Here is a 21,614-nt window from a genome sequence, read left to right as displayed (position 1 = left end):
AAACGGTGCGGATGACAGCGAAAATAGCCGATCAACGCGGGTTTGAACGGATATAGGTCAGGATTTCAGCAAATTGGGGGAGGTGTTGACCGAACGCGGTGCGTCTCAGGACTTTTTCCCGGGCTTCTTGCCGGGTTTGCCCGTGGTGGTCAACTGGCTGCCCCGGTGTCGGCTGCGGCGGGAGGCCTCCCAGTCGAACCGGGGCAGATCCTGGAAGGCGTGCCGGATATTGTCATCCCAGGCGCGTTTGAGATCCATCAGATACTCGTCGTCCGCGTCCAGGCACAGATAATGTTCGAACGTCAGGGCATCGCGCTCGTAGACGATCATTTCGATGGGGGGACCCACGGTGACATTGGAGCGCATGGTGGAGTCGATGGATACCAGGGCGCAGCGTGCGGCATCCCCCAGCGGGGTCTCCCGGGCGATGATACGGTCCAGGATGGGCTTGCCGTACTTGCTTTCACCGATCTGCAAGAAGCGGGTGTGGCTGGAGGTGGTGATGAAGTTGCCTTGTGGATAGACGAGGTAGATCTCCGGTGTCTGCCGCCCGATCTGTCCGCCCAGGATGAAGGACGCATCGGCGCTGAAACCCGCCTTGGTCAGGGTCTCGTCATGCTTTTCCCGTTCTTCCCGATTGATGCGCCCCAGGTAGGCGGCGGCATCCGACAGACCCCGTACCGAATGCAGGCTTTCCTCGGCTTCGTCCTCAATGTCCCGCTTGATACGGGACAGGACTGCCTGGGAGGTGGCCAGATTGCCCGCAGTCAGCAGTACGAAGACGCGTTCCTTCTCCAGTTCGAAGGTGTGCATCTTGCTGTACATGGAGACCTGGTCTGCTCCCGCATTGGTGCGGGAATCGGAAGCGAATACCAGTCCGTCGTCGAGGGTGATGGCAAGGCAATAGGTCATGAAGGAAGGGAATCCGGCGCAATCGTCGGTAGGCATAGTAGGCGGGGGGGGGACGGGCGTCAATCACGGCGGTCATGGGCCGGGACGACGGTTTCAGTCGTGGATCACGTCCACGCGCACGAAGAGCGGCATATCCTGCCAGTCCTGCTGACGTCGGGTGCCGGTGATGCGGGCGGCGTCCTCTCTGCCGCTGGTGCCGGTATGGGTCAGGGATATCCATTCGCCCACCGGGCCGGAAAGCGTGCTGTCGACGGCCTGCAGATCCAGACGCCCGCCGCCGGTCGGGCTTTGACGCTCGAATACGGTGCGGATGTCCAGGTGAACCCTACCTGCGGACAGCAGCCGAGGACGGACCAGAAAGCCTCGCCCCAGGTCCCGGTATTCCACCGTTTGCTCCAGGGCAAGGCCGCCGGGCATGGAAATCAGGCGCTGACTGCCCACGGGTATCGACTCGCCGCTGCGAATGAAGGCGACATGCCCTTCAAGGACCCTCAGGGTCTGGTAGTCCCCGCCCCGGTCGGTGGTGGTGCGGCGGGTGATGCGGGCGGTGTCACTGCCGTGACCGGCCTCTCCCCTGCGGACGCTGATGTACAGATTGCGGGGTGGCGTGTCCAGGTCGGCGACCACCTGACGGATCTCCGCTAGGGTCTGGGTGCGGGCACGGACGATGAGCTGAAAGCCGCTGCCGGTGACCACATCCCGGGGTCCCAGCAAGGGCTTGATGAGGGGCAGGATCTCCTCGGCCGAACGATGTTCCAGGGCAATCACCCGGGCGGTGGGGACGCCGGCCCCGGTGATGCCGGGCAGGAGCAGGGCCAGCGCCAGCACCAGGGCTTTGCGCAGTCGTCCGGCGGACGGTGGTGTCATTGGCGGGTCTCCGGGCAGGGCAGTCTGTCTGTTCCGACTGCTCCGGGGCGGGAAGATTCCCCGAAAACAGAAAGACCCGCACGGGGCGGGTCTTTACTGCATGGCGCCCTGCAAAGGTCGCCTACACCATCAGCAGTCGTGGCCTGATCAGCCGCGAGCCACGTAGGCGGTACACCAGCCGTTGGCGTTCACCAGCTTGTTGGGGAACACGGCGCAACCGCCCCACTCGGTGGCGGTGGGGTCGGTGTACAGCAGGCAGTTGATGCACTTCTGGCCAGCGGCGTGGGAGGGGTGATCCACGCTGGCGCCGTCGTGCTTGTAGTTCAGGGCCTGGGCCTCGGGGGCACTTTCATCCAGGCGCTCGGCAGCAGCAGCGGTGCTGATACCCATGCTTACGACAGGGATGGCGGCCAGGCCGGCGGCACCGAACTTCAGAAAGCTTCTGCGGCTGAGGTCTTGTTTTTTCATTCCGGTCTTCTCCTAACGTCTCGCGATGGTTACATCATGGGGCGCAGCCGCGGGTACATGGCCCGATCCTGGTCTGTGCCTCAGGAGGTGGCGGAAACCAATTCGCCACCCAAGATCCCGGCAAGAATGTGTGTCGCCATTCCTGATGGGCTTACAAATATAACGGAATATAACGGGCGGTAGTATCCAACATTGTGGTGCCAAGGGCTAGCCCGGAAGCTTGGTCTGTGTCAAAAAAACCGTGGATGTTCCGGATCGGTCATTCCCGCGAAAGCGGGAATCCAGGTGGTGGGTTGAAAGAGTCTGGGCTCCCGCTTTCGCGGGAGCGACGGCACAGAGGGAGCGACTGCGCGGTTTTTCCATTTCACGCAGATTCCGGTTCCCTGTCCTGCTTCTGGAAGAACAGCGTTACTTCCCCCAGGCGGATGCCGAACTTGCTCATCACGGCCCGGTTCACCATTACTCCGTCCTCGTGCATGAACATCCAGTCGTCAAAGTTCACCTTCACCACTCGGGTGCCGATGGGCAGGTTCAGCACGTAACGGAAGTTGAAGGCCTGACCGTAGAGCTTGCCGACGGCCACCCCCTCCACATCGGCGGCGCGCCCTTCATAGGTGTGCTCGTCAAGACGTCGCAGACGCCAGACCCGCCGGTCCTTTTCACCGTCCAGGTAGACGAAGTCCTCTTCCAGCACCAGTTCGTCATCTTCCACATACCCCCGGATATCCACCGTGAACTGTCGCCTGACCTTGCCGAAGCGATCCTGGAACAGTCCCCAGGCGCGCACGTCGCCGGTGAAATAGGCCTCCAGATTCAGGGCCGGTGTGGTGTTCGCATAGTCTTCGGGTTTCATGCTGCACCCCGTCAGTGTCAGAAGGAGAATGAGAAGGGCGATTGCTCGCCCGCACCGGGCCGCAAAACCCTGCCGCGCCATGTCATCGGGCCTCCAGGACGGCGTGCATCAGGTCCGTGTTGCGGGAGCGGAACCCGGCTTCGCAATAGGCCAGATAGAAACACCAGGTGCGCAGGAAGCGCTGGTCATAACCGCCCAGGCCCAGGATGACCGGTGCCTGCTCGCAGACCTGTTGGTACCAGCGGTGCAGGGTATCTGCATAGTCCTGACCGAAGAAGGCGGACTCCCTGATCTGCAGGCCTGCATCGCTTGCGGCCTGCTCGAACGCCGGCACCGAGGGCAGCATCCCCCCGGGGAAGATGTAGAGCTGGATGAAGTCCGCATGGCTGCGATAGTAGTCGAAGGCCTTGACATCGATGGTGATGATCTGGACGGCGGCTCGGCCGCCGGGACGCAGGCATTGCCGCACGGTCTGGAACCAGGTGGGCCACCAACGTTCCCCCACGGCCTCGAACATCTCGATGGAAACCACATGGTCAAACTGTTCGTTCAGGTCACGGTAGTCCTGCAGCCGCAGTTCCACCCGGTCCGACAGCCCGGCCGCTTCCATGCGTCGGCGGGCGTAGTCCAGTTGCTCCCGGGACAGGGTGATGCCGGTCACCCGGTAGCCCTGCCGGGCCGCATGTTCGGCAAAACCGCCCCAGCCGCAGCCGATCTCGAGGATATGCGCGCCGGGCGGGGCCTCCAGGCGCTCCAACAGTCGGGCGTACTTGCGTTCCTGGGCTGTCTCCAGGGACTCTTCCGGCTGCTCGAACAGGGCCGCGGAGTAGGTCATGGTGGCGTCCAGCCACAGCTGGTAGAAGTCGTTGCCCAGATCATAATGAAAGGCGATGTTGCGGCGGCTGCCGGGACGGCTGTTGCCCCGCAGGCGATGGCGCAGGCTATCCCAGAGATGGGCCGGCCTTGACCCATTGACCAGTTGAGGAATGTGGGGTTGATTCACCGCCCCCATGTTGAGCAGGGCCGGCAGATCCGGGCTGTCCCAGTCGCCCACCATGTAGCCTTCGCCGAATCCCACCAACCCCCGGGTGATCATGCGTCGCACCAGCGCGAATGGACGGTGAATACGGATCTCACCGCTGCCCCCGGGGTGCCTGCCTTCGATGGTCCAGCGATGACCATCCGGTGTTTCGATGGTCAGATCCCCCAGATGCAGGTGCCGAAGATGGCGCAGCAGCAACCGCAGCCCCAGGGAGGGGACGCGGGACGCGAGAGTGGTACTGCCTTGGGTGGGTGTCTGTTCCAGGGACATCGGTGCTTCTCCTCTTCAGGACGGCGTCGGCTTGCTGTAGTACTGTCCGCCCTTCCACCAGATTTTCAGGGCATGCCAGTGGATGGCGGCGAGCACCTTCAGCGTCATGAAGGGGACAGCCGCCGTCGCCTTGAGCAGCTCACCATCGGTGAGGGGGCGGGCATGGCCGGTCTGGGCCGCGGACAGCATGAGTCGGGAATCCTGGTATTCGTGAATCAAGACATTCAATGCCTCATCGGGCTCCGACAGCCGGAACTGATAACGCGCATCCATTTCGATGAAGGGGGAGACGTAGAACAGCTTGTCCTGGGAGGCGCGCACCGGCCATGCCATGGGGGCGCCGTCGGCGTGCAGGAGATAATGGTGATGGTCACCGAGGGTATTGCTGACCTCGCAGATCACGGCCCGCAGGCTACCGTCCCGGTGCCGGCAGTACCACAGGCTCAGCGGGTTGAAGGTATACCCGAGCACCCTGGGAAAACACAGGAGCTGCACCTGCCCCCCCTCAAGATCGATTCCGGCACGGCCCAGACAGGCATCTACCCACGGACGCCAGGGGGAACCGTCTCGTGGTCCGTGGTCGCGGGCATTCAGACCCAGCAGGTTGAAACGGTTGACCGAGAGCAGGCGCAGGGAGCGGTTCAGGTCGTCCAGTTTGTCCACGTCCACCAGCAGGCTAAAGACCCGATAGATGAAACGGTATTCCACCGGGAACAGCCTCCGGTGCATGACCCGGGTACGGTAAAGACGGTCAGGTTGCGTCATGCCTCAGACCGCCTCGACCTGGGGCAAGGTACACACCGGCAGGGTATTTTCGGACTGGAGTGCCGTGGTCCAGGGCGGTATGACACCGAGCTGGCCCGCCACCTGCAGGGCGGAGCGCAGCCCGTCTTCATGGAAGCCGTAGCCGGTCCAGGCGCCGCAGAACCACAGGCGGTCACGACCCTGGATCGTGGGCAAGGCCCGCTGAGCCGCCATGGCGCCCTGGTCGAAGACCGGGTGGTGATAGATGATCTCCTTTATCACCTTCTCCGGCAGGGGTTCTTCCAGGGGGTTGAGGCTGACCAGGTACTCCTCCGGCTCATCCAGGGCCTGGAGGCGATTCATCCAGTAGGTGACGGAGACTTCGTTGACCGGCGCATCGGTCAGACGGTGGCGGGCCAGGTAGTTCCACGAGGACCAGACCTTGCGCAGCTTCGGCATCAGGCGGGTGTCGGTATGCAGGATGGCTCGGTTGGACTGGTAGTGGAAAGCATCCAGGATGCGGACTTCATCCTCCGTGGGCGCTTCCAGCATGCCCAGGGTATCGTCGGCATGGCAGCCGAATACCACCTGATCGAAGAAGGCCTCAGCGCCGTCATCGGTGATCAATCGGATCTGTGTCTCCTGACGCTGTACCGCCACCACCCGGCGGGCCACGTGGACATTCTCCGGCAGAGCCTTGAGCATCTTTCTCACGTATTCCCGGCTGCCTCCGGTGACGGTATGCCACTGGGGGCGATCGCGCAGATCCAGCAGGCCGTGATTGGCAAAGAAGTTCAGGAAGGAGAGTAGCGGGAAATCCAGCATCTTGTGGGTGGGACAGGACCAGATGGCCGCCGCCATCGGCAGGAGATAGTCATCCCGGAAGCCGGGTCCATAGCCCTCGTTGAGCAGATACCCCCCCAGCGTCATGTCCGTACTGCTGCCCGCCTGCAACAGGCGCTTGGCGGCTCGGTTGAAGCGCAGGATGTCCGCCAGCATGCGCAGGAAACGCGGATTGGTGAGATTGCGGCGTTGGGCAAACACGGAGTTCAGGTCCGAGCCGGCGTATTCCAGGCGCCCGTTGCCCACTGAGGCGGCGAAGGACATGTCGGTGGGCTGACTGGTGATCCCCAGATGCTGGAACAGCGCGGTGAGGTGAGGGTAGTTGCGATGGTTGAACACCATGAAGCCCGTATCCACGCCGCGGGGGCCATCGCGGCCCGGAATGTCCACTGTGTGCGTGTGTCCGCCGATGTAATCGTTCTTTTCGAACAGGGTCACATCGTATTGACGGCACAGCAGCCAGGCGGCGGCCAGTCCGGCAATGCCTGCACCAACAACGGCGATACGTTCATGGGCCATGGGTTCAGTTCCTCTGATCTGGAATTATTCTTATACATTATATGTACAAAGCTTGTAAAATACTGTACAAGCAATGACGGGGCGATTTTGCACGGCCTGGGCATTTTCCGGCAGGACCTGACAGAGAGGTTCGACATTCGGTGCTTCCGGATCGTTCCTGGTCAGTGCCGGCGACGCCCATACCGTCCATGCCCCCATGGTGCAGCATAGCTGCTAAAACACTGGAGGCCCGCATCAGCAAGGCCGGAAAGGGCAGCGTACCACCTCCTGCGGGGGTGGTCTTTCATGAATCATCAGGAGATCAAGACCATGAAGACAGTTGCACAGATCGCCGGAGACGGCGCCATGAAAGCCCCGCTCAAGCTGATGTCGGCCGATGCTCTGGCGGACCATTACCGCAAGATGCTGGTGGGCCTGGGGGAGGATCCCGAACGTGAGGGTCTCAAGGGTACGCCGCTGCGCGCCGCCAAGGCCATGCAGTACCTGACTCAGGGCTATCATCAGTCGGTGGATGAGCTGGTCAATGGTGCCCTGTTCGCCTCCGGCAGCGACGAGATGGTGCTGGTGAAGGATATCGAGCTGTATTCCCTGTGCGAGCATCACCTGCTGCCTATCATCGGTAAATGCCATGTGGCCTACCTCCCGAACGGCAAGGTGTTGGGTCTCTCCAAGGTGGCGCGTATCGTGGACATGTTCGCCCGTCGGTTGCAGATTCAGGAAAGCATGACCCGGGAGATCGCTCAGGCCGTCATGGACGTGACCGAGGCCAAGGGTGTGGCCGTGGTGGCGGAGGCGCGCCATATGTGCATGATGATGCGGGGGGTGGAAAAGCAGAACTCCACTATGGTGACCTCGGTGATGCTGGGCACCTTCCGGGATGATGCCCGTACCCGGTCGGAGTTCATGGATCTGATCCGACGCGGCTGAGCAGACCCATCCTCACCCATGCCCTTCTCCTGCAAGGGGGAAGGGTATCCACGGGGAACACTGAACAATTCCCCCCTTGCGCCGCTCCCGGTTCCCTTGCGTCGCTCCCTGGTTCCCTTGCGTCGCTCCCTGGTTCCCTTGCGTCGCTCTCCGGCTCCCCTTTCGTCACTCCCGCGAAAGCGGGAGCCCAGTATTTTCAGCCCATGACTGGATTCCCGCTTGCGCGGGAATGACGGGTTCAGGGCATCCCCGATATCCCGGACCGCGAGAGGCCCTTGAGCTGCTCCCATGCCGCCAGGGCCGCCTTGCGGCTCTCCCCCAGGTCAACCAGGGGGCGCGGGTAATCCTTCGGCACCAGGCCGGCAGGGGCGGTCCAGGGCGCCTGCAGATACCGCTCCGGCAATGTCTTCAGCTCCGGCACCCAGCGCCTGACATAGTCTCCTTGGCCGTCAAAACGCTCCCCCTGCAGCACCGGATTGAATACCCGAAAGTAGGGGGCTGCGTCGGCCCCGCAACCCGCGACCCATTGCCAGCCCAGGGTATTGGCGGCCAGATCCGCATCCACCAGGGTGTCCCAGAACCAGCGTGCCCCGACCTGCCAAGGAATACGCAGGTTCTTGACCAGCAGCGAGGCGGTGATCATCCGTACCCGGTTGTGCATCCAGCCGGTCTGCCACAGTTCCCGCATCCCGGCGTCGACCAGAGGGATACCGGTACGGCCCTGCCGCCAGGCCTCCAGATCCGCTGCGTAGTCCCGGATGTCACGCCAGGGAAAGTCCGCAAAGCGTCCATCCAGCGGCTGTTCGGGGGTATGAGGAAAATGAAACAGCAGGTGGAAGGCAAATTCACGCCAGCCGACCTCCCGCATGAAGGCCTCCACCGAGGCGGTGCCGACGGCGCCCGCTCCCTGGGCCGACAGGTGCCGGCAGGCCCGGATCACTTGTCTTGGGCCGATCTCCCCGAAATGCAGATGGGGAGACAGCCGCGAGGTGCCGGGTTGTCCCGGCAGGTCCCGGTCGGTCTTGTAGGTCAGGATGGGGCCGGTCAGGAAGGTTTTCAGTGCCTGGTGGGCACCGTCCTCGCCCGGCTGCCAGCAGGTGGCCATGTCCTGGTCCCAGGGGACGCGGGGCAGCAGTTCCAATTGATCCAGGGGCACGGTGTCGGGCCAGCGTGCCGGCGGTGTGATGGACCCCGCGGCGGCTTCCACGTCATCGTGCAACCCCATGGCGCAACAGGCCTTCCAGAAGGGGGTGAACACCCGGTAGGGTTCGCCGCTTTTGTTGCTGACCGTCCAGGGTTCGAACAGCAGGGCACTGTTAAAGCTCTCCACCTGCAGCCCCTGATCCTTGAGCGTTGCCTTGATCCGGCGGTCCCGTTCGATCAGGGCCGGTTCATAGCAGCGGTTCCAGATCACCTGATCGGCATCGGTGTCGTCGATCAACTGGCGGAGGCTCGCAAGACTGGATCCCCGGCGCAGGATCAAGCGCGAACCCAGCCCCTCCAGGGATCGGGACAGGGCCGCCAGGCTGTGGTGCAGCCACCAGCGGGAGGCCGCCCCGGGGGGCCAGGGAGCCTCTTCCTCCGGTGCATGGATATAGACTGGGATCACCGGCCGCCCTGTCCGCAGGGCGTGGGACAGGGCCGGGTTGTCGGCCAGGCGCAGATCCCGGCGCAGCCACAGCAGGATGGGCTTCATGGGCCTTGCACGACCGAGTTCCGGGAGTGGAGTCGGCGGCTGATCTGTTCGGCGGCCGCCTGCGGGTCTTCGGGCAGCAGGTACACACTGAGGCCGCGCCATGTGTCCGGCCCTTTCTCGGCCCCTGTCGCGGCCAGGAAGACCGGGATATTCAGAGCGATGGCCCATGACTCAACTTGTGCGGTATTTTTTGGAGGCCGCCCCGACAGGACCATGCCCGCCAGGGCGGCCCGGTGGGATACCGTCCCCAGGGATGACAGTGACAGCGGGCCTGAAAACCTGACCACCTGCAGCCCCTGGATGATGAGCAGCAGGGACAGTATGAGCAGTTCCAGATGATCGGTTTCATGGGGGAGGGGGGCGATACCCAGCACGGGACCGGTGCCGTGGTGCAACTCATGACGAAGGCGGGTGCAGAGGGTATGGAAAGCCCAGGCCTGAAAGAACCGATGTTCCGCTTCTGCCGGGCCGCCCTGGTTCGTTTTCTGCGCCAGGTCCAGATGCAGCGGGTGTATCAGGCGGATGATCACGTGCTGGGGGGGGAACAGGGACACGGCATCACCGTAGACCTTTTCCAGGCCGCGGGTGCTGAAATGCCGTACCGCATGCTCCATCCGGTAGCGGTAATCCTGCCAGACATCCGCCGTGACCCGGGACGCCGGTGCCTTCAGGGCAACAGGAGGGGATGACGGTGGGGCGGCCGGGGGCGGGTCCTGTGACAGCACGCCATGAATCCGGCTGATGGAAATTCCCTGTTCCAGCAAGGCCAGTATCTGCTGGATGCGTTCGATGTCCTGCATGCTGTAAAGCCGGTGTCCCTTGGGTGTCCGCTGCGGCATGATCAACCCGTGGCGTCGTTCCCAGGCCCGCAGGGTCACCGCGTTGACACCGGTGACCGAAGACACGGTGCGGATGGGATAGAGTCCGCCTTCGTCGGAAGCGGGCAGGCGCAGGCGGGGGGGCGGAGCAAGGTTCATCTGCAGGATTGTACAACCGTTGTATAATTTTTGTGTAGACCTTTGGGCGACAGGAGAATAGCGATGACGCATCAGACTCGGACGGTAACCCCACAGTCGGTGGTCTGGCTGGTGGGCGCCAGTACCGGCATCGGCAAGGCCCTGGCCCTGCGCCTGGCTGCCTCCGGTCGGCACGTGGCGGTGACCTCTCGCAGCGCCGAACGTCTGCAGGCGCTGGCGGACCAGTCTTCGGTACCCGGTGCCATCAAGGCCTTCCCGGGAGACGTCACCGATACCCGGGGACTGGCCGATGTGGTCGCCCGGATCGAATCCCGGATGGGTCCCATCCAGGTCGCCATCCTCAACGCCGGTGACTACGAGCCCATGGCGTTGGAGGACTTCGATCCCGATCTGTTCCGTCGCCTCATCGAGGTCAACTACCTGGGCGTGGTGAACGGACTGGCGGCGGTAATGCCTTCCATGCTGTCACGTGCAGAGGGCCAGATCCTGGTGACCGCCAGCCTGGCCGGATATCGTGGACTACCCAGGGCCGCTCCCTATGGCGCTTCGAAGGCCGCGGTGATCAATATGGCCGAGTCCCTGCAGCCGGAGTTGGCCATGAAGGGGGTGCAGTTGCGGGTGATCAACCCCGGTTTCGTGAAGACGCCCATGACCGACAAGAACCGCTTCCACATGCCCTTTCTCATGGAGCCGGAGGCTGCCGTGGATGCCATCATGAAGGGGCTGGAGGGCAAAGGGTTTGAAATCAGTTTCCCGCGCCCCTTTGCCTTGATCATGAAAACCCTCAGAATGATGCCCCATCGCCTCTTTCTGGCATTGACCCGACGCATGGTGGACAGCCGATGAGCGAACAAATGGATGGATGGGCGCGGCGGTATGCCGATTTTTTTACCCAACTCAAGGAGCCGGATCTGCAGCGGCTGGATGAGTTCTTCGCGCCGGATGCCCGGTTCAAAGACCCGTTCAATGACGTGACCGGGCTGGAGCAGATTGCCGCGGTGTTTCGGCACATGTTCCGCCAGTGCCCGGCCCCTCGTTTCTATGTGCATTGCTGGGCCACGCAGGGCAATACGGCCTTTTTCCACTGGCGTTTCATGGATCGGGACGAGGGCGCCGACGGCCGGATGTCACTGGATGTGGACGGCATCAGTCGTGTACTGTTCAACGACGAGGGCAAGGTCTTCAGTCATATCGACTACTGGGATACGGCGGAATATCTCTACGATCAGATCCCTCTGTTGGGCGGCATGCTTCGGTTCGTGCGCCGTCGGATCGGGACCTGAAGCCGTGCGATGTTGAATTTTTGTCTTGAATCGACGTCTGAAAAGGCCATACCCTGCAGAAGAATCAAGCCTGAGGCCGGTATCATGTCTGACCGAATCCATTCCCGTTCCCATGCCCTGTCCGGTGACCGTTCCTTCCTGATGGGAGGTCTGGTCATGCTGACCGGACTGGCGCTGACCCTGCAGACGCCCGTGGCGCAGGATGCCATGGCCGATCTCGTCTCCGGCCTGGAGGCGCCCACCCTGGCCCGGACCCTGGAGATGTGGCCGGGCAATCCGCCGCCCTGGATGGATGGCGATCAGCTCATGACGGAAGAGATGGAAGAGCTGCCGGCGCTACTGGGGGCTGATCGCCGTGTCCCGGAGGGGGTTGCGGCCTTGCGTGAACGTCCCGTGAGATAGCCGCACGTCCCGAGCCGTAGCGGTTGCTCATGGGGGCAGTCGTTACGGCTCGTCGGAATGGGACGCTCCCGTTTCCGGGCTGAACAGCCTTTCGCACTGCTCCGGCGGTAGTGGTCGGCCGTAAAGGTATCCTTGCGCCTGCTGGCACCCTCGGGCCTTGAGCCAGGCGGCCTGTGCCGGGGTCTCGACACCTTCCGCCACGCAGATCAGAGACAGACTCCTGGCCATGGCCAACACTGCCTCGGCAACGGTTTCCCCTTCCTCATCGCCCCCTGATTCCAGGTCCTGCACGAAACGCTTGTCGAGCTTCAAGGTGTCCACCGGGAAACGTCGCAGATAAGCCAAGGACGAATAACCGGTGCCGAAGTCATCCACGGACAGAGAGATACCCAGTCCCACCAGTCGCTGCAGCACGGAGGCCGCGGTGTCCATATCTTCCATCAGGCCACCTTCAGTCAGCTCCAGTTCCAGGGCTGCGGCGGGCAACCCCGACTGTGCCAGCGCTTTTTCCACCCTTTCCAGCAGGTCTGCCTGGTAGATCTGTACGGTGGACAGGTTGACCGCCATGGTCAGTGTCGGGTGACCGTGTTCCCGCCAGTGCCGGGCCTGTCGGCATGCCTCGTGCAGAACATAATCCCCAATTTCAATGATGGTGCCGTTGGCCTCGGCTCTGGGGATGAACATGTCCGGGGGCACGTTTCCCCGGTCAGGGTGCTGCCACCGCAGCAGCGCCTCCACACTGACGATACGGCCGGTTTCCAGATCAATCTTGGGTTGGTAGTGCAGGCTGAACTGGCCTTCTTTAAGTCCTTTTTCCAGGTCCTTGTCCAACTGCTTGAGGGTGGTGTGATTGGCCAGCATCGCCGGCTCATACGACCGGATATTCCGGCGGTGGTCGGATTTGGCATGCTCCAGCGCGAAGGCGGCCAAGGCGAGCAGTTCCGCGGCATGTTCGGGGTAGGGGGGGCAGGTTATCAGGCCGGCCTTGCCGGTCACGTCGATCCGCCTTTGTCCCACCTGCAGGGGGGAGCCCAGTGCTTTAAGAATCTGTTCCGCAAAGGCCACCGAGTCCTGCGAACCCAAACGGTGCTCGATGAACAGGGCGAACTGGTCACCATAGATCCGGGCCAGCAGTGTCTCCGCAGGGGTGATGGCCCTGATGTTGTCGGTCACCTGAGTCAGCACCTGGTCCGCCACCGACTCACCCCAAATGCGGTTCAGGTCTGCAAATCCCTTGAGGTCCAGCAGGCAAAGGCTGCATGGGATTTGTGTCGACGTGGCGGATTGTAGCCTTTGCTCCAGCAGTTCGGTGAAGTAACGTCGATTGGGCAGGTCCGTCAAGGGGTCATGACGGGCCATATGAGCGATCCGATCCATGGACGCCTGATACATCCTGTATCGGTGGATGAGATCGCGGGCAATGGCGACCGATAGTCCCAGGCTCAGACCCATCAGCAACAGAATCGTGATCAGCAGGATAATCACCTCATGCTGAGCCCGCTTCCGGGCGTTCCCGGCCTTGGTCATGATTTCTCCGGTCAGAGTTATCTCGAGTTCCAGCAGGGCATTGATCCGTTCGGTGGTGATTCTGAACCAGCGGATGGCGCTCAGATATTCGGGTTTGGCCGCCACGCCGTAATTGAGGATGGCCGCGCGCGTGGCCAGCAATTCCTGATTGGCCGGCTGGGCCTCGATGGTGACGAGGAGGTCGGCCAGATGGGGTGGGGCGAGCGCCATGAACTGGCCGCGATGATTGCCCTGAATGGCAACCGCGCCGACATAATGCTGGAACACCAGCGAATCCGGTGCCCGTGCGCCCAGCCAGGCACTGCCCAGTGCCCGTTCAAGACCCGAATACTCCTTGAGAAGGAGCAATGGCCGGTACGCCGTGATGAGTTTGCGGATATCCGCGTCGGGCAGTGTCTCGGGGATATGGGTGGCGATCAGGATCATCGCCTCCACCAGGCGGTTGTAAAGGAGCAGCGCCTCGATAGGCTCCAGCCCGAGGTGGTCCACTTCGATGCGGTGGTTTTCCAGGTGATCCAGATCGGCCAGCAGCCTTCCCATCAGTTGCTGAAGGACGGGGTCTTCGATATCCGGGGATTGTCTTGCCAGGGGTATGAAGCGCGCCATGACGGCATCCGTACTCTGACGCGCCTCTTCCAGAATGATCTGGAAATCGTTGTCCCGGGCGCTCAGAAAGCCCACGGAGCTGCCTCGTTCCGCCTGCAGCGCGTGAATCAGTCGCTTGCCTTCCAGGGCGAGACCGGCGGCAGCCAGGCCCTGGGACACATCATGGCTGAACTGTTGTCGGTCAAAGAGTGCCATCCCGGCTATCACCATGAAAGCGATGATGGGTGCGCCAATGGCCAGGCTGATGCGGGGGCTGAGCCGATCCATGAGCCCTCCGGAGGGGGGATCCAGTGATGCCGACAGTATCCGGTGCCGTTGCCCGACTGTCCATACCGACACCGCTTAGAACGCCAGCGCTTCCCGCACGATCTCGTCCAGCAAGGTATCCACCACTTCCAGGGCCTCCCGGGATCGGGCGTCCCCCAGCAGGGTGGGACGCCGGTAGGCCAGGTGGATGGTGCCCGGCTCATCCGCCAGTTCGTACACGCTGATGACGTAGGGACAGAAGACGATGTGATGGGGTTCGGCCTCCATCATGCGCCGCGACAGCAGGGCACTGCAGAACTCCAGGGCCTCGGCGTGCAGAAAGATTGCTTCCCCCCCGATGTCCGCCCCGGTGCGGGAGAGCATGGGACCGATGTGGGCCACGTTGTTGATGACGATGCCCCGGTCGATGATGGCCATCTCCACGGCCTCCCGGTACAGGGCATAGTCACCCCCGATGCTGTAGACCTTCAGGTGCTCGTTCGCGACCCTTGGTTCCACGGCCTGGGCGGGCAGGCTCAGGGCCGAAGCACTCAGCAGGACGAGGCACAGGGTACGGATGGATAGCGGCATCATGGTCGGGCGCTCCTTCAGGGTGAGTAGAAATGGCCGGCATGCAGGAACCGCCGGCTCCAGTAGGGATGATCCAGATCTTCCGTGGTGACGGGCCGTCCACTGGAAGGGGCATGCACGAAGCGTCCGTCACCGATGTAGATGCTCACATGGCCGGGGCCGGCACGGCCGGTGCGAAAGAACAGCAGATCCCCCGGGGTCAGTGCATCTGTTGAAATCCGCCGGGCACCCTGACTCTGGGTGGTAGTGGTCCGGGGCACCGGAATGCCCGCGTTGTGGTGGGTAAACCATACCAGCCCGCTGCAATCAAAGCCCTTCTCCGGGGAGGTGCCGCCATACCGATAGGGCTTGCCCACCATGGACAGGGCATGAAACACGACCTGAGATCGCTGGGCATCCAGCACCTGGGGGTCCGCGGGCGGATGCGACGGTGTGGTGCCGCAGGCCCCCAGCAGCAGTGCGGCAAGGGGCAGGGCAAGGCGAAGCCATGGGCTCATCGGATTCGCCCCGTCAGTCCGGTAGGGTAATCAGCAGTCCCCGCATCTCATCCACCGGCGATGGCCGGTCCGCCAGGATGATGATGACAGGCTCATTCGGCTCCAGCGGGTCGTGGTGTTGCAGTTGCATCTCCAGCACCTCCAGATCGGCGTCCGAGGCATCATCGCCCGTAGCCGTGCGTCGGCTGATCCGTGCCCGCAGACAGTCCGGATCCGCCCGATAATCCAGTATTCTGAACGGGACGCCCAAGTGCCGGGCCAACTCGGCGAAGTGGTCGCGGGCGTTCGCCTTGAGAAAGGTGGCATCCACGATTACCGGATGACCGGCCCGGATCAGCAGGCCCGACAGTTCCGCCAGCCGATCATAGGTGCGCCGGGTCAGGTCTTGACCGTAAAGGCCCTGCTGGTAGCTGTTTGTACCTCGATCGGTGGCGGCCATGCCCGCCAGACGTTTGCGCTCCACGTCGGAGCGGATGCGAATGGCGCCGGTGGCTTCCAGCAGGGGCTGACTCAGAGTGGTCTTGCCGCTGCCGGAAAAGCCGTGGTTGATGAACAGGGCCGTCGGGCCGGGTCGGGTGAATCGTTCCGCCAGTTGCAGATACGTCCGGCAGGCAGCCGTGGCTGCCCGGGTCTCCGCTTCAGACAGATCCGACTGTCCCAGGCGGATGGCGGCCACCTTGGCCCGTACCATGGCCCGGTAGACCTGGTAGAAACGCAGCAGAGGCATACCTTCGTAGTCGCCCGTGGACTCCAGCCAGGCATTGAGAACCCGGTGGGCATGGGCCTCGGCACCCCGGTCGATGAGGTCCATGGTGAGGAAGGCCACTTCGCTGATGATGTCGATCCAGCGCAAGGCCGGGTTGAACTCGATGCCGTCGAACAGGGTGGGTTCCCCGTCCACCAGGGCGATGTTGCCCAGGTGGAGATCGCCGTGGCATTCGCGGATGAAACCGTCCCGGCGACGCTGTTCCAGCAGGGGGGTGAGGGCCTGGTGTCGTGACCGGGTCCAGGCTTCCAGCGGGTCCAGTGGCGCAAGGTCCAGCCCGGCCGGTTGCAGATGCCGGATGTGCTCGAAGTTCTGCACCATGGGCGCCAGTACCTGTAGCGGGTGGCCGTAGTCCGTGCTGGCCGGGATTTTGGCATGGAACCGGGCCAGCCGGGCGGCGATCGGATCCATCAGGTCCAGGGACAGCCGGCCCTGTTCCTGGAGGTGATCCAGGGTGTCGGCGGGATCGAAGCGGTGCATGCGTACCGCATATTCAAAGGCGAGGCCGGGGCCGTCGAAGACCGGGTGTTCCGGGCTGCCGGAAAAGGCGACGACGCCATCGTAGACCTTCGGGGCCAGGCGGGTGTTGAGGCGCACTTCTTCTTCACAGTAATGCCGTCTTTGTTCAAGGCTGGAAAAATCCAGAAACCCCAGGCTCACCGGTTTCTTGAACTTGTAGGCAAATTCGCCGGCCAGCAGCACCGTGGAGATGTGGGTCTCGATGCACTGCACCTCACCCACGGGATGGGGATAGGCCGCCGGATGTTTCAGGGTCTGGATGAGCGTCTGCTGCGTCGTCTGATCGGGGGGCATGAGGGTGTGAACAGGCTCCGGATGGGCGACTGGATTCAAGGGTATAGTGTAGGGCACAAAACCGCAGCCTTCCTGTCGATCAATGTCATGACCCAGACCCGCAAGCCTTCCACCTCCCGCCGCCCCGCCCGCGGCAAGACGCGTGCCCGCACTGCGCCCCGCAAAGGAGGCAAGTCCCGGCCGCCCCGGCGATTCCGGCTCTGGCCCCTGCTGCTGGTGATCCTGGTGTTCGGCGGTGTGGTACTCGGGAATCACGCGATGCAGCTGGATCGGCAGATCCAGGCCCAGTTCGAGGGCAAGCGCTGGGCGTTGCCGGCGCGGGTGTTCGCCCGCCCCCTGGAACTGTATGCCGGACTGCCCCTGGATGCCGATTCTCTGGTCAGGGAACTGAGCCTGCTGCACTACCGGGAAGGGGATCGGGAGGGGGAGTACCGGCGCCAGGGGAACAGTCTGGTCATCCGCACCCGGGGATTTCCCTTCGCCGATGGGCATGAGCCACCCCGCCGGGTCCGGGTGGGTTTCAGCGGCGGGCAGGTTTCGGTCCTGGAGGACCTGGAAGCCGGCGGCCCTCTCTCCCTGCTGCGGCTGGAGCCGGTACCGATCGCCAACATCTACCCCTCCCACGGGGAGGACCGGGTGCTGGTGCGTCTGGAAGATGTGCCGGCGGAGTTGATCCAGGCCCTGCTGGTGGTGGAAGACCGCAAGTTCTACCGGCACTTCGGGATCGATCCTATGGGCATCGCCCGGGCCGCCCTGGCCAACCTGCGGGCGGGGCGCACCGTCCAGGGGGGGAGCACCCTGACCCAGCAGCTGGTGAAGAACTACTTCCTCACCGACGATCGTACCCTGGCGCGCAAGTTCAACGAAGCCATCATGGCCCTGCTGCTGGAACGGCGCTATGACAAGAATGAGATCCTTGAGGCCTACCTGAACGAGGTCTATCTGGGCCAGGACGGCGGTCGCGCCATTCACGGGTTCGGGCTGGCCAGCCAGTTCTATTTCCAGCGCCGCCTCAATGAATTGGAAGTGCCGGAGATGGCCCTGCTGGTGGGTATCATCCGCGGACCGAACTTCTACGAACCCCGTCGCCGTCCGGAGCGGGCCATGAACCGTCGTAACCTGGTCCTGGGACTGATGGGGCAGGCGGGGTATCTGAGCGCGGAGGAACTGACCCAGGCCCAGGCCCGGCCGCTTCACGTCAGTGCCCAGGCCCCTTCCGGTGTCAGCCCCTTCCCGGCCTACATCCAGCTGGTACGGGAGCAGCTGCGCCGGGATTACCGGGACGAGGATCTGCGGGAAGAGGGGCTACTGATCTTCACCACCCTGGATCCGATGGCCCAGCTGGCGGCCGAGCAGGCCCTGACCCGGGAGTTGGACCGGCTGGAGCGGGAGCGGCGCCTGGAGGCGGGGAGCCTGCAGGGGGCGGTGGTGGTGACCAGTGCCGACAACGGCGAGGTTCTGGCCCTGGTGGGGGACCGGCAGATGCGTCAGGCCGCCTTCAACCGGGCCCTGCAGGCCCGTCGGCCGGTGGGGTCGGTGATCAAGCCGGTGGTCTACCTGGCAGCCCTGTCCCGGCCGGAGCGCTTTACCCTGGCCACCCTGCTGGATGATGAGGCCCTCACCGTGCGCCTGGAGAACGGCGATACCTGGACCCCGCGCAATGCCAACCGTCAATATCACGGCTGGGTCACCACCCAGGAGTCCCTGGTCCAGTCCTATAACATCGCCACCACCCGGCTGGGCCTGAATCTGGGCATTGCCTCCGTGGTGGATCAGCTCAACGCCCTGGGGCTGGAGCGTCGGGTGCCGCCGTTCCCCTCGCTGGTGCTGGGGGCGGTGGATATGACGCCCCTGGAGGTGACGGCGCTGTATCAGGGGCTGGCCTCCGGCGGCTACCAGGTCCCCTTGCGGGCGATCCGGGAGGTGGTGGACCGGGAGGGTCAATTGTTGCAGCGTTATCCTCTGTCTCTGCGTCTGGCGGCGGATCCCGAGGCGGTCTACCTGGTGACGGCTGCGTTACATGAGGTGACCCGCAGCGGTACCGGTCGCGCCCTGCAGCGGCGGCTGCCGGCGGATCTGCCGGTGGCGGGCAAGACGGGCACCACGGATGAGTTGCGTGATGCCTGGTTTGCCGGTTACAGCGGGGATGTCCTGTCCGTGGTCTGGGTGGGGCGGGATGACAACCAGCCCACCGGGCTGACCGGTGCCAGCGGCGCCCTGCCGGTCTGGGGTGAGGTAATGGCCCGGGTGGCCCGACGGGGGCTGTCGCAGACGCCGCCGGAGGAGATCGAGTGGCTGCTGGTGGACCCGGCCTACGGTCTGCGGGCAGTGGAACAGTGCGAGACTGCGCGCTGGATGCCGTTCATCCGCGGCTCGGCCCCCCGGGAGTATTCCCCCTGCGGGATGATGCCATAGCCCCCGTTCGCCGGCAGGCCGGCTCCCACAGAGGCTCAATGTGCCATCTTGCGGTCAGTCGATGGCGGCCGGTAGTTGCATGGTGACGCAATGCAGGCTACCGAACTGGTGGATCAGGGGGCGGCAGTCGATACCCACGATCTCCCGGTCCGGGAAGGCCTGCGCCAGCCGGGTGAGCGACACTCCATCGATAGGGTCCCCATAGGTCGGCACCAGCACCGCCCTGTTGATGATCAGGAAATTGGCATGGGTCGCGGGCAAGCGGCGACCTTCCTCGTCGTAGATCGGGGCCGGTAGGGGCAGGGGGATCAGCCGGTAGGGTTCCCCATTCGCGGTCCGGAAGGCTTCCAGCTCTGCCGTCATTGCCGCCAGGGGGGCGTGGTGAGGGTCTTTGGGGTCATCACAGACTACATGGGCAATGGTGTCGGGGCTGCACAGCCGGGCCAGGGTGTCCACATGGCTGTCGGTATCATCCCCGGCCAGATGACCCCGGCTCAGCCACAGGACCCGCTCCACGCCCAGCTCCCGGCGCAACACGGCCTCGATCGCGGCCTCGTCCAGGTCGGGGTTGCGGGTGGGTGTCAGCAGGCACTGGCGGGTGGTGAGTAGGGTGCCCCGGCCGTCCGACTCGATGGAGCCGCCTTCCAGCACGAAATCCACCGTGGCCAGGGGCAGGTTGCCGAAAGCCCCTTGTTGGTGCAGCCGGCGGGTGACCTTGTTGTCCGCCTCGGCCGGGTACTTGCCGCCCCAGCCGTTGAAAGTGAAATCCAGCAGCAACGGGGCGCCGTCGGCCAGCACGGTGATCGGACCATGATCCCGAGCCCAGGTGTCGTTGGCGGGAGCCAGCCCGGTGATCACCCGCGTCATGTCCACGCCCGCCTCGGTCAGACGCCGACAGACATGGGCCTCGTGGGCCTCATCCTGACAGGTGACCACCAGGCCCTGGCGCAGGGTGACTTCATGGGCGATCCGGCAGAAGACCGTTTCGGCTTCCTCCAGGATCGGTGCCCAGTCGGTGTCTTCATGGGGCCAGGTGAGCATCACGGCGCTCTGAGGCGCCCACTCGGGGAGCAGGGTGCGGGACATGAATGTATCTTCGGGTTTTATGCAGGGATCAGGGGTGCAGGGCGTCGGTCCGGCTGCCGCGCACCACGGTATGGATCACATGATGGCCCTCAAAGACCACAGCAAAGCCGTCATAGTCCCAGCGGGTGATGGGGGGGGCGCCCACGGTGGGGTGACGGACTTCCGGCTCACCATGGCGATGCAGCACCGTGTTCTTGTGCATGCCACGGGCAGGCTGCTCAGGTTGCTGCACGACCCGGGGTTCGCCGCTGGGCATGACGAGGACATCGGCGGTCGCAGTGGATACCATGAACAGGGCCCCGGCAAGGACTGCGCAGAAGGCGGGCATTCTTGGCATCATGGTCTCCGAACTAAACTATACGAGCTTGAATATAGCACCGCACCCAGGGTGAGGAAATACCGACTGTTCCCGCCCGTTCCCCCGATGGAGACCCTTCGTCCGATGATCTTTTCCCAGCCCCTGACATCCGGCATCCTGCAGCGGCGTTACAAGCGTTTTCTGGCCGATGTCCTGATGGATGACGGTGAGACGATCACCGCCCATTGTCCCAACACCGGTTCCATGCTGGGCTGCATGACGTCGGGGGCCCGGGTCTGGCTCAGTCGTTCCGACGATCCCAAGCGCAAATACCCCCATACCTGGGAACTGGTGGAGGCCGACGGGGTCTTTGTGGGCATCCATACCGGTCGCAGCAATGCCTTGGTGGAGGAGGCCCTCAGGGCAGGACGGGTGCCGGAGTTGGCACACTTCACCGGCCTGCGCCGGGAGGTGAAATACGGCCTGCATAACAGCCGCGTCGACCTGCTGCTGGATCTGAACGGGGTGGATTGCTACGTGGAAGTGAAGAACGTCACGGCGGCCGTACAGGGGGGCGTGGCCCTGTTTCCCGATGCCGTGTCCAGTCGCGGCAGCAAGCATCTGCGGGAGCTGATCGCCATGGTGGAGGCGGGACATCGGGCGGCCCTGATCTTCTGTGTCCAGAGGGAGGATGTCCATCAGGTCCGGCCTGCCGACGCCATCGATCCGGAATACGGGATCTGGCTGCGCCGGGCCCATGCGGCCGGGGTTGAGGTGCTGGCGCTGGGCGCCCGGGTCTCGCCTTGCGGGATTGAACTCATGCGTCCCCTGCCGGTGGACCTGTCGATTCGGGGGCCGTCATCGCCTCTCTGACATGGTGTTTCAGGAACGTCATTCCCGCGCAAGCGGGAATCCAGTCAGGGGCTGAAGATCCTGGACTCCCGCTTTCGCGGGAGTGACGGCAGG

General features: G+C 63.7%; 21 protein-coding genes. 6 read left to right on the top strand and 15 right to left on the bottom strand.

Annotated features, from left to right (window positions below):
- Positions 1–105 precede the first annotated feature (105 nt).
- From LQ952_RS04255 to LQ952_RS04225, 7 genes are all read right to left on the bottom strand, one after another.
- Entirely contained in the window at positions 106–912 is an 807-nt protein-coding gene (locus LQ952_RS04255; protein ID WP_238621418.1) for a proteasome-type protease, read from the bottom strand.
- 93 nt (positions 913–1,005) lie between these two features.
- The gene (locus tag LQ952_RS04250) at positions 1,006–1,779 is read right to left on the bottom strand and encodes a hypothetical protein (protein ID WP_238621417.1); all 774 of its coding nucleotides are present in this window, start codon (positions 1,777–1,779) and stop codon (positions 1,006–1,008) included.
- A 147-nt stretch (positions 1,780–1,926) separates the two neighbouring features.
- Positions 1,927–2,247: a high-potential iron-sulfur protein gene (locus tag LQ952_RS04245; RefSeq protein ID WP_238621416.1), complete on the bottom strand. Its 321-nt coding sequence runs from the start codon at positions 2,245–2,247 to the stop codon at positions 1,927–1,929.
- Positions 2,248–2,611: 364 nt separating this feature from the next.
- On the bottom strand, positions 2,612–3,181 hold the full coding sequence (locus LQ952_RS04240; protein WP_255722026.1) for a DUF3833 domain-containing protein: 570 nt from the start codon (positions 3,179–3,181) through the stop codon (positions 2,612–2,614).
- A gap of 1 nt (position 3,182) precedes the next feature.
- Positions 3,183–4,412, bottom strand: a complete 1,230-nt coding sequence (locus LQ952_RS04235) for an SAM-dependent methyltransferase (protein WP_238621414.1) — start codon at positions 4,410–4,412, stop codon at positions 3,183–3,185.
- Positions 4,413–4,427: 15 nt separating this feature from the next.
- Complete coding sequence (locus LQ952_RS04230; protein ID WP_238621413.1) at positions 4,428–5,177, bottom strand: DUF1365 domain-containing protein; 750 nt, start codon at positions 5,175–5,177, stop codon at positions 4,428–4,430.
- A 3-nt stretch (positions 5,178–5,180) separates the two neighbouring features.
- Positions 5,181–6,518, bottom strand: a complete 1,338-nt coding sequence (locus LQ952_RS04225; protein ID WP_238621412.1) for an NAD(P)/FAD-dependent oxidoreductase — start codon at positions 6,516–6,518, stop codon at positions 5,181–5,183.
- Positions 6,519–6,863: 345 nt separating this feature from the next.
- On the opposite strand from LQ952_RS04225, the gene folE reads away from it, so the two are divergent.
- Positions 6,864–7,445 (top strand): GTP cyclohydrolase I FolE, encoded by a 582-nt coding sequence (gene folE, locus LQ952_RS04220; protein WP_238621446.1) that lies wholly within the window; start codon positions 6,864–6,866, stop codon positions 7,443–7,445.
- Positions 7,446–7,683: 238 nt separating this feature from the next.
- Here folE and LQ952_RS04215 read toward each other — a convergent pair whose 3' ends face one another.
- Positions 7,684–9,141, bottom strand: coding sequence for a cryptochrome/photolyase family protein (locus LQ952_RS04215; RefSeq protein ID WP_238621411.1), 1,458 nt, complete (start codon positions 9,139–9,141; stop codon positions 7,684–7,686).
- Positions 9,138–10,118, bottom strand: coding sequence for a MerR family transcriptional regulator (locus LQ952_RS15855; RefSeq protein WP_274521953.1), 981 nt, complete (start codon positions 10,116–10,118; stop codon positions 9,138–9,140). The genes LQ952_RS04215 and LQ952_RS15855 overlap by 4 nt, the downstream gene beginning before the upstream one ends.
- A gap of 63 nt (positions 10,119–10,181) precedes the next feature.
- Between LQ952_RS15855 and LQ952_RS04205 the strand changes: the two genes are divergently transcribed.
- The 3 genes from LQ952_RS04205 (at position 10,182) to LQ952_RS04195 (ending at position 11,803) form a co-directional block, all read left to right on the top strand.
- The gene (locus LQ952_RS04205; protein ID WP_238621410.1) at positions 10,182–10,964 is read left to right on the top strand and encodes an SDR family NAD(P)-dependent oxidoreductase; all 783 of its coding nucleotides are present in this window, start codon (positions 10,182–10,184) and stop codon (positions 10,962–10,964) included.
- Positions 10,961–11,401 carry a nuclear transport factor 2 family protein gene (locus tag LQ952_RS04200; RefSeq protein ID WP_238621409.1) on the top strand — a complete coding sequence of 147 codons (441 nt, stop codon included), beginning with the start codon at positions 10,961–10,963 and terminating at the stop codon, positions 11,399–11,401. The genes LQ952_RS04205 and LQ952_RS04200 overlap by 4 nt, the downstream gene beginning before the upstream one ends.
- Before the next feature lie 84 nt (positions 11,402–11,485).
- Complete coding sequence (locus LQ952_RS04195; protein WP_238621408.1) at positions 11,486–11,803, top strand: hypothetical protein; 318 nt, start codon at positions 11,486–11,488, stop codon at positions 11,801–11,803.
- 42 nt (positions 11,804–11,845) lie between these two features.
- Here LQ952_RS04195 and LQ952_RS04190 read toward each other — a convergent pair whose 3' ends face one another.
- The 4 genes from LQ952_RS04190 to LQ952_RS04175 all read right to left on the bottom strand — a co-directional run bounded on the left by LQ952_RS04190 (position 11,846) and on the right by LQ952_RS04175 (position 16,849).
- On the bottom strand, positions 11,846–14,203 hold the full coding sequence (locus LQ952_RS04190; protein WP_238621407.1) for a putative bifunctional diguanylate cyclase/phosphodiesterase: 2,358 nt from the start codon (positions 14,201–14,203) through the stop codon (positions 11,846–11,848).
- 75 nt (positions 14,204–14,278) lie between these two features.
- Positions 14,279–14,776 carry a DUF302 domain-containing protein gene (locus LQ952_RS04185; RefSeq protein WP_238621406.1) on the bottom strand — a complete coding sequence of 166 codons (498 nt, stop codon included), beginning with the start codon at positions 14,774–14,776 and terminating at the stop codon, positions 14,279–14,281.
- Between the two features lie 14 nt (positions 14,777–14,790).
- Positions 14,791–15,270, bottom strand: coding sequence for a C40 family peptidase (locus LQ952_RS04180; protein WP_238621405.1), 480 nt, complete (start codon positions 15,268–15,270; stop codon positions 14,791–14,793).
- 13 nt (positions 15,271–15,283) lie between these two features.
- Entirely contained in the window at positions 15,284–16,849 is a 1,566-nt protein-coding gene (locus LQ952_RS04175; protein ID WP_238621404.1) for a bifunctional aminoglycoside phosphotransferase/ATP-binding protein, read from the bottom strand.
- A gap of 87 nt (positions 16,850–16,936) precedes the next feature.
- On the opposite strand from LQ952_RS04175, the gene mrcB reads away from it, so the two are divergent.
- Complete coding sequence (mrcB, locus tag LQ952_RS04170; protein WP_430733404.1) at positions 16,937–19,264, top strand: penicillin-binding protein 1B; 2,328 nt, start codon at positions 16,937–16,939, stop codon at positions 19,262–19,264.
- 54 nt (positions 19,265–19,318) lie between these two features.
- On the opposite strand, the gene LQ952_RS04165 is transcribed toward mrcB, so the two are convergent.
- A complete protein-coding gene (locus LQ952_RS04165; protein ID WP_238621402.1) occupies positions 19,319–20,350 on the bottom strand; it encodes an agmatine deiminase family protein in 1,032 nt (343 codons plus the stop codon).
- 28 nt (positions 20,351–20,378) lie between these two features.
- On the bottom strand, positions 20,379–20,678 hold the full coding sequence (locus LQ952_RS04160) for a hypothetical protein (protein WP_238621445.1): 300 nt from the start codon (positions 20,676–20,678) through the stop codon (positions 20,379–20,381).
- A gap of 114 nt (positions 20,679–20,792) precedes the next feature.
- Here LQ952_RS04160 and sfsA point away from each other — a divergent pair, with 114 nt between their 5' ends.
- A complete protein-coding gene (gene sfsA / locus LQ952_RS04155; protein WP_238621401.1) occupies positions 20,793–21,521 on the top strand; it encodes a DNA/RNA nuclease SfsA in 729 nt (242 codons plus the stop codon).
- Positions 21,522–21,614: the final 93 nt, after the last annotated feature.

Source organism: Ectothiorhodospira lacustris (genome assembly GCF_022227785.1).
GTDB lineage: Bacteria > Pseudomonadota > Gammaproteobacteria > Ectothiorhodospirales > Ectothiorhodospiraceae > Ectothiorhodospira > Ectothiorhodospira lacustris.
This window is presented reverse-complemented; position numbering and strand designations above follow the sequence as displayed.

Coding starts and splice junctions, on each gene's coding strand:
- LQ952_RS04205 (WP_238621410.1), top strand. CDS start 10,182: ATGACGCATCAGACTCGGACGGTAACCCCACAGTCGGTGGTCTGGCTG.
- LQ952_RS04180 (WP_238621405.1), bottom strand. CDS start 15,270: ATGAGCCCATGGCTTCGCCTTGCCCTGCCCCTTGCCGCACTGCTGCTG.
- LQ952_RS04240 (WP_255722026.1), bottom strand. CDS start 3,181: ATGGCGCGGCAGGGTTTTGCGGCCCGGTGCGGGCGAGCAATCGCCCTT.
- LQ952_RS04250 (WP_238621417.1), bottom strand. CDS start 1,779: ATGACACCACCGTCCGCCGGACGACTGCGCAAAGCCCTGGTGCTGGCG.
- mrcB (WP_430733404.1), top strand. CDS start 16,937: ATGACCCAGACCCGCAAGCCTTCCACCTCCCGCCGCCCCGCCCGCGGC.
- LQ952_RS04215 (WP_238621411.1), bottom strand. CDS start 9,141: ATGAAGCCCATCCTGCTGTGGCTGCGCCGGGATCTGCGCCTGGCCGAC.
- LQ952_RS04190 (WP_238621407.1), bottom strand. CDS start 14,203: ATGGATCGGCTCAGCCCCCGCATCAGCCTGGCCATTGGCGCACCCATC.
- LQ952_RS04165 (WP_238621402.1), bottom strand. CDS start 20,350: ATGTCCCGCACCCTGCTCCCCGAGTGGGCGCCTCAGAGCGCCGTGATG.
- sfsA (WP_238621401.1), top strand. CDS start 20,793: ATGATCTTTTCCCAGCCCCTGACATCCGGCATCCTGCAGCGGCGTTAC.
- LQ952_RS04185 (WP_238621406.1), bottom strand. CDS start 14,776: ATGATGCCGCTATCCATCCGTACCCTGTGCCTCGTCCTGCTGAGTGCT.
- LQ952_RS04175 (WP_238621404.1), bottom strand. CDS start 16,849: ATGCCCCCCGATCAGACGACGCAGCAGACGCTCATCCAGACCCTGAAA.
- LQ952_RS04245 (WP_238621416.1), bottom strand. CDS start 2,247: ATGAAAAAACAAGACCTCAGCCGCAGAAGCTTTCTGAAGTTCGGTGCC.
- LQ952_RS04230 (WP_238621413.1), bottom strand. CDS start 5,177: ATGACGCAACCTGACCGTCTTTACCGTACCCGGGTCATGCACCGGAGG.
- LQ952_RS04200 (WP_238621409.1), top strand. CDS start 10,961: ATGAGCGAACAAATGGATGGATGGGCGCGGCGGTATGCCGATTTTTTT.
- LQ952_RS04160 (WP_238621445.1), bottom strand. CDS start 20,678: ATGCCCGCCTTCTGCGCAGTCCTTGCCGGGGCCCTGTTCATGGTATCC.
- LQ952_RS04225 (WP_238621412.1), bottom strand. CDS start 6,518: ATGGCCCATGAACGTATCGCCGTTGTTGGTGCAGGCATTGCCGGACTG.
- LQ952_RS04235 (WP_238621414.1), bottom strand. CDS start 4,412: ATGTCCCTGGAACAGACACCCACCCAAGGCAGTACCACTCTCGCGTCC.
- LQ952_RS15855 (WP_274521953.1), bottom strand. CDS start 10,118: ATGAACCTTGCTCCGCCCCCCCGCCTGCGCCTGCCCGCTTCCGACGAA.
- folE (WP_238621446.1), top strand. CDS start 6,864: ATGAAAGCCCCGCTCAAGCTGATGTCGGCCGATGCTCTGGCGGACCAT.
- LQ952_RS04255 (WP_238621418.1), bottom strand. CDS start 912: ATGACCTATTGCCTTGCCATCACCCTCGACGACGGACTGGTATTCGCT.
- LQ952_RS04195 (WP_238621408.1), top strand. CDS start 11,486: ATGTCTGACCGAATCCATTCCCGTTCCCATGCCCTGTCCGGTGACCGT.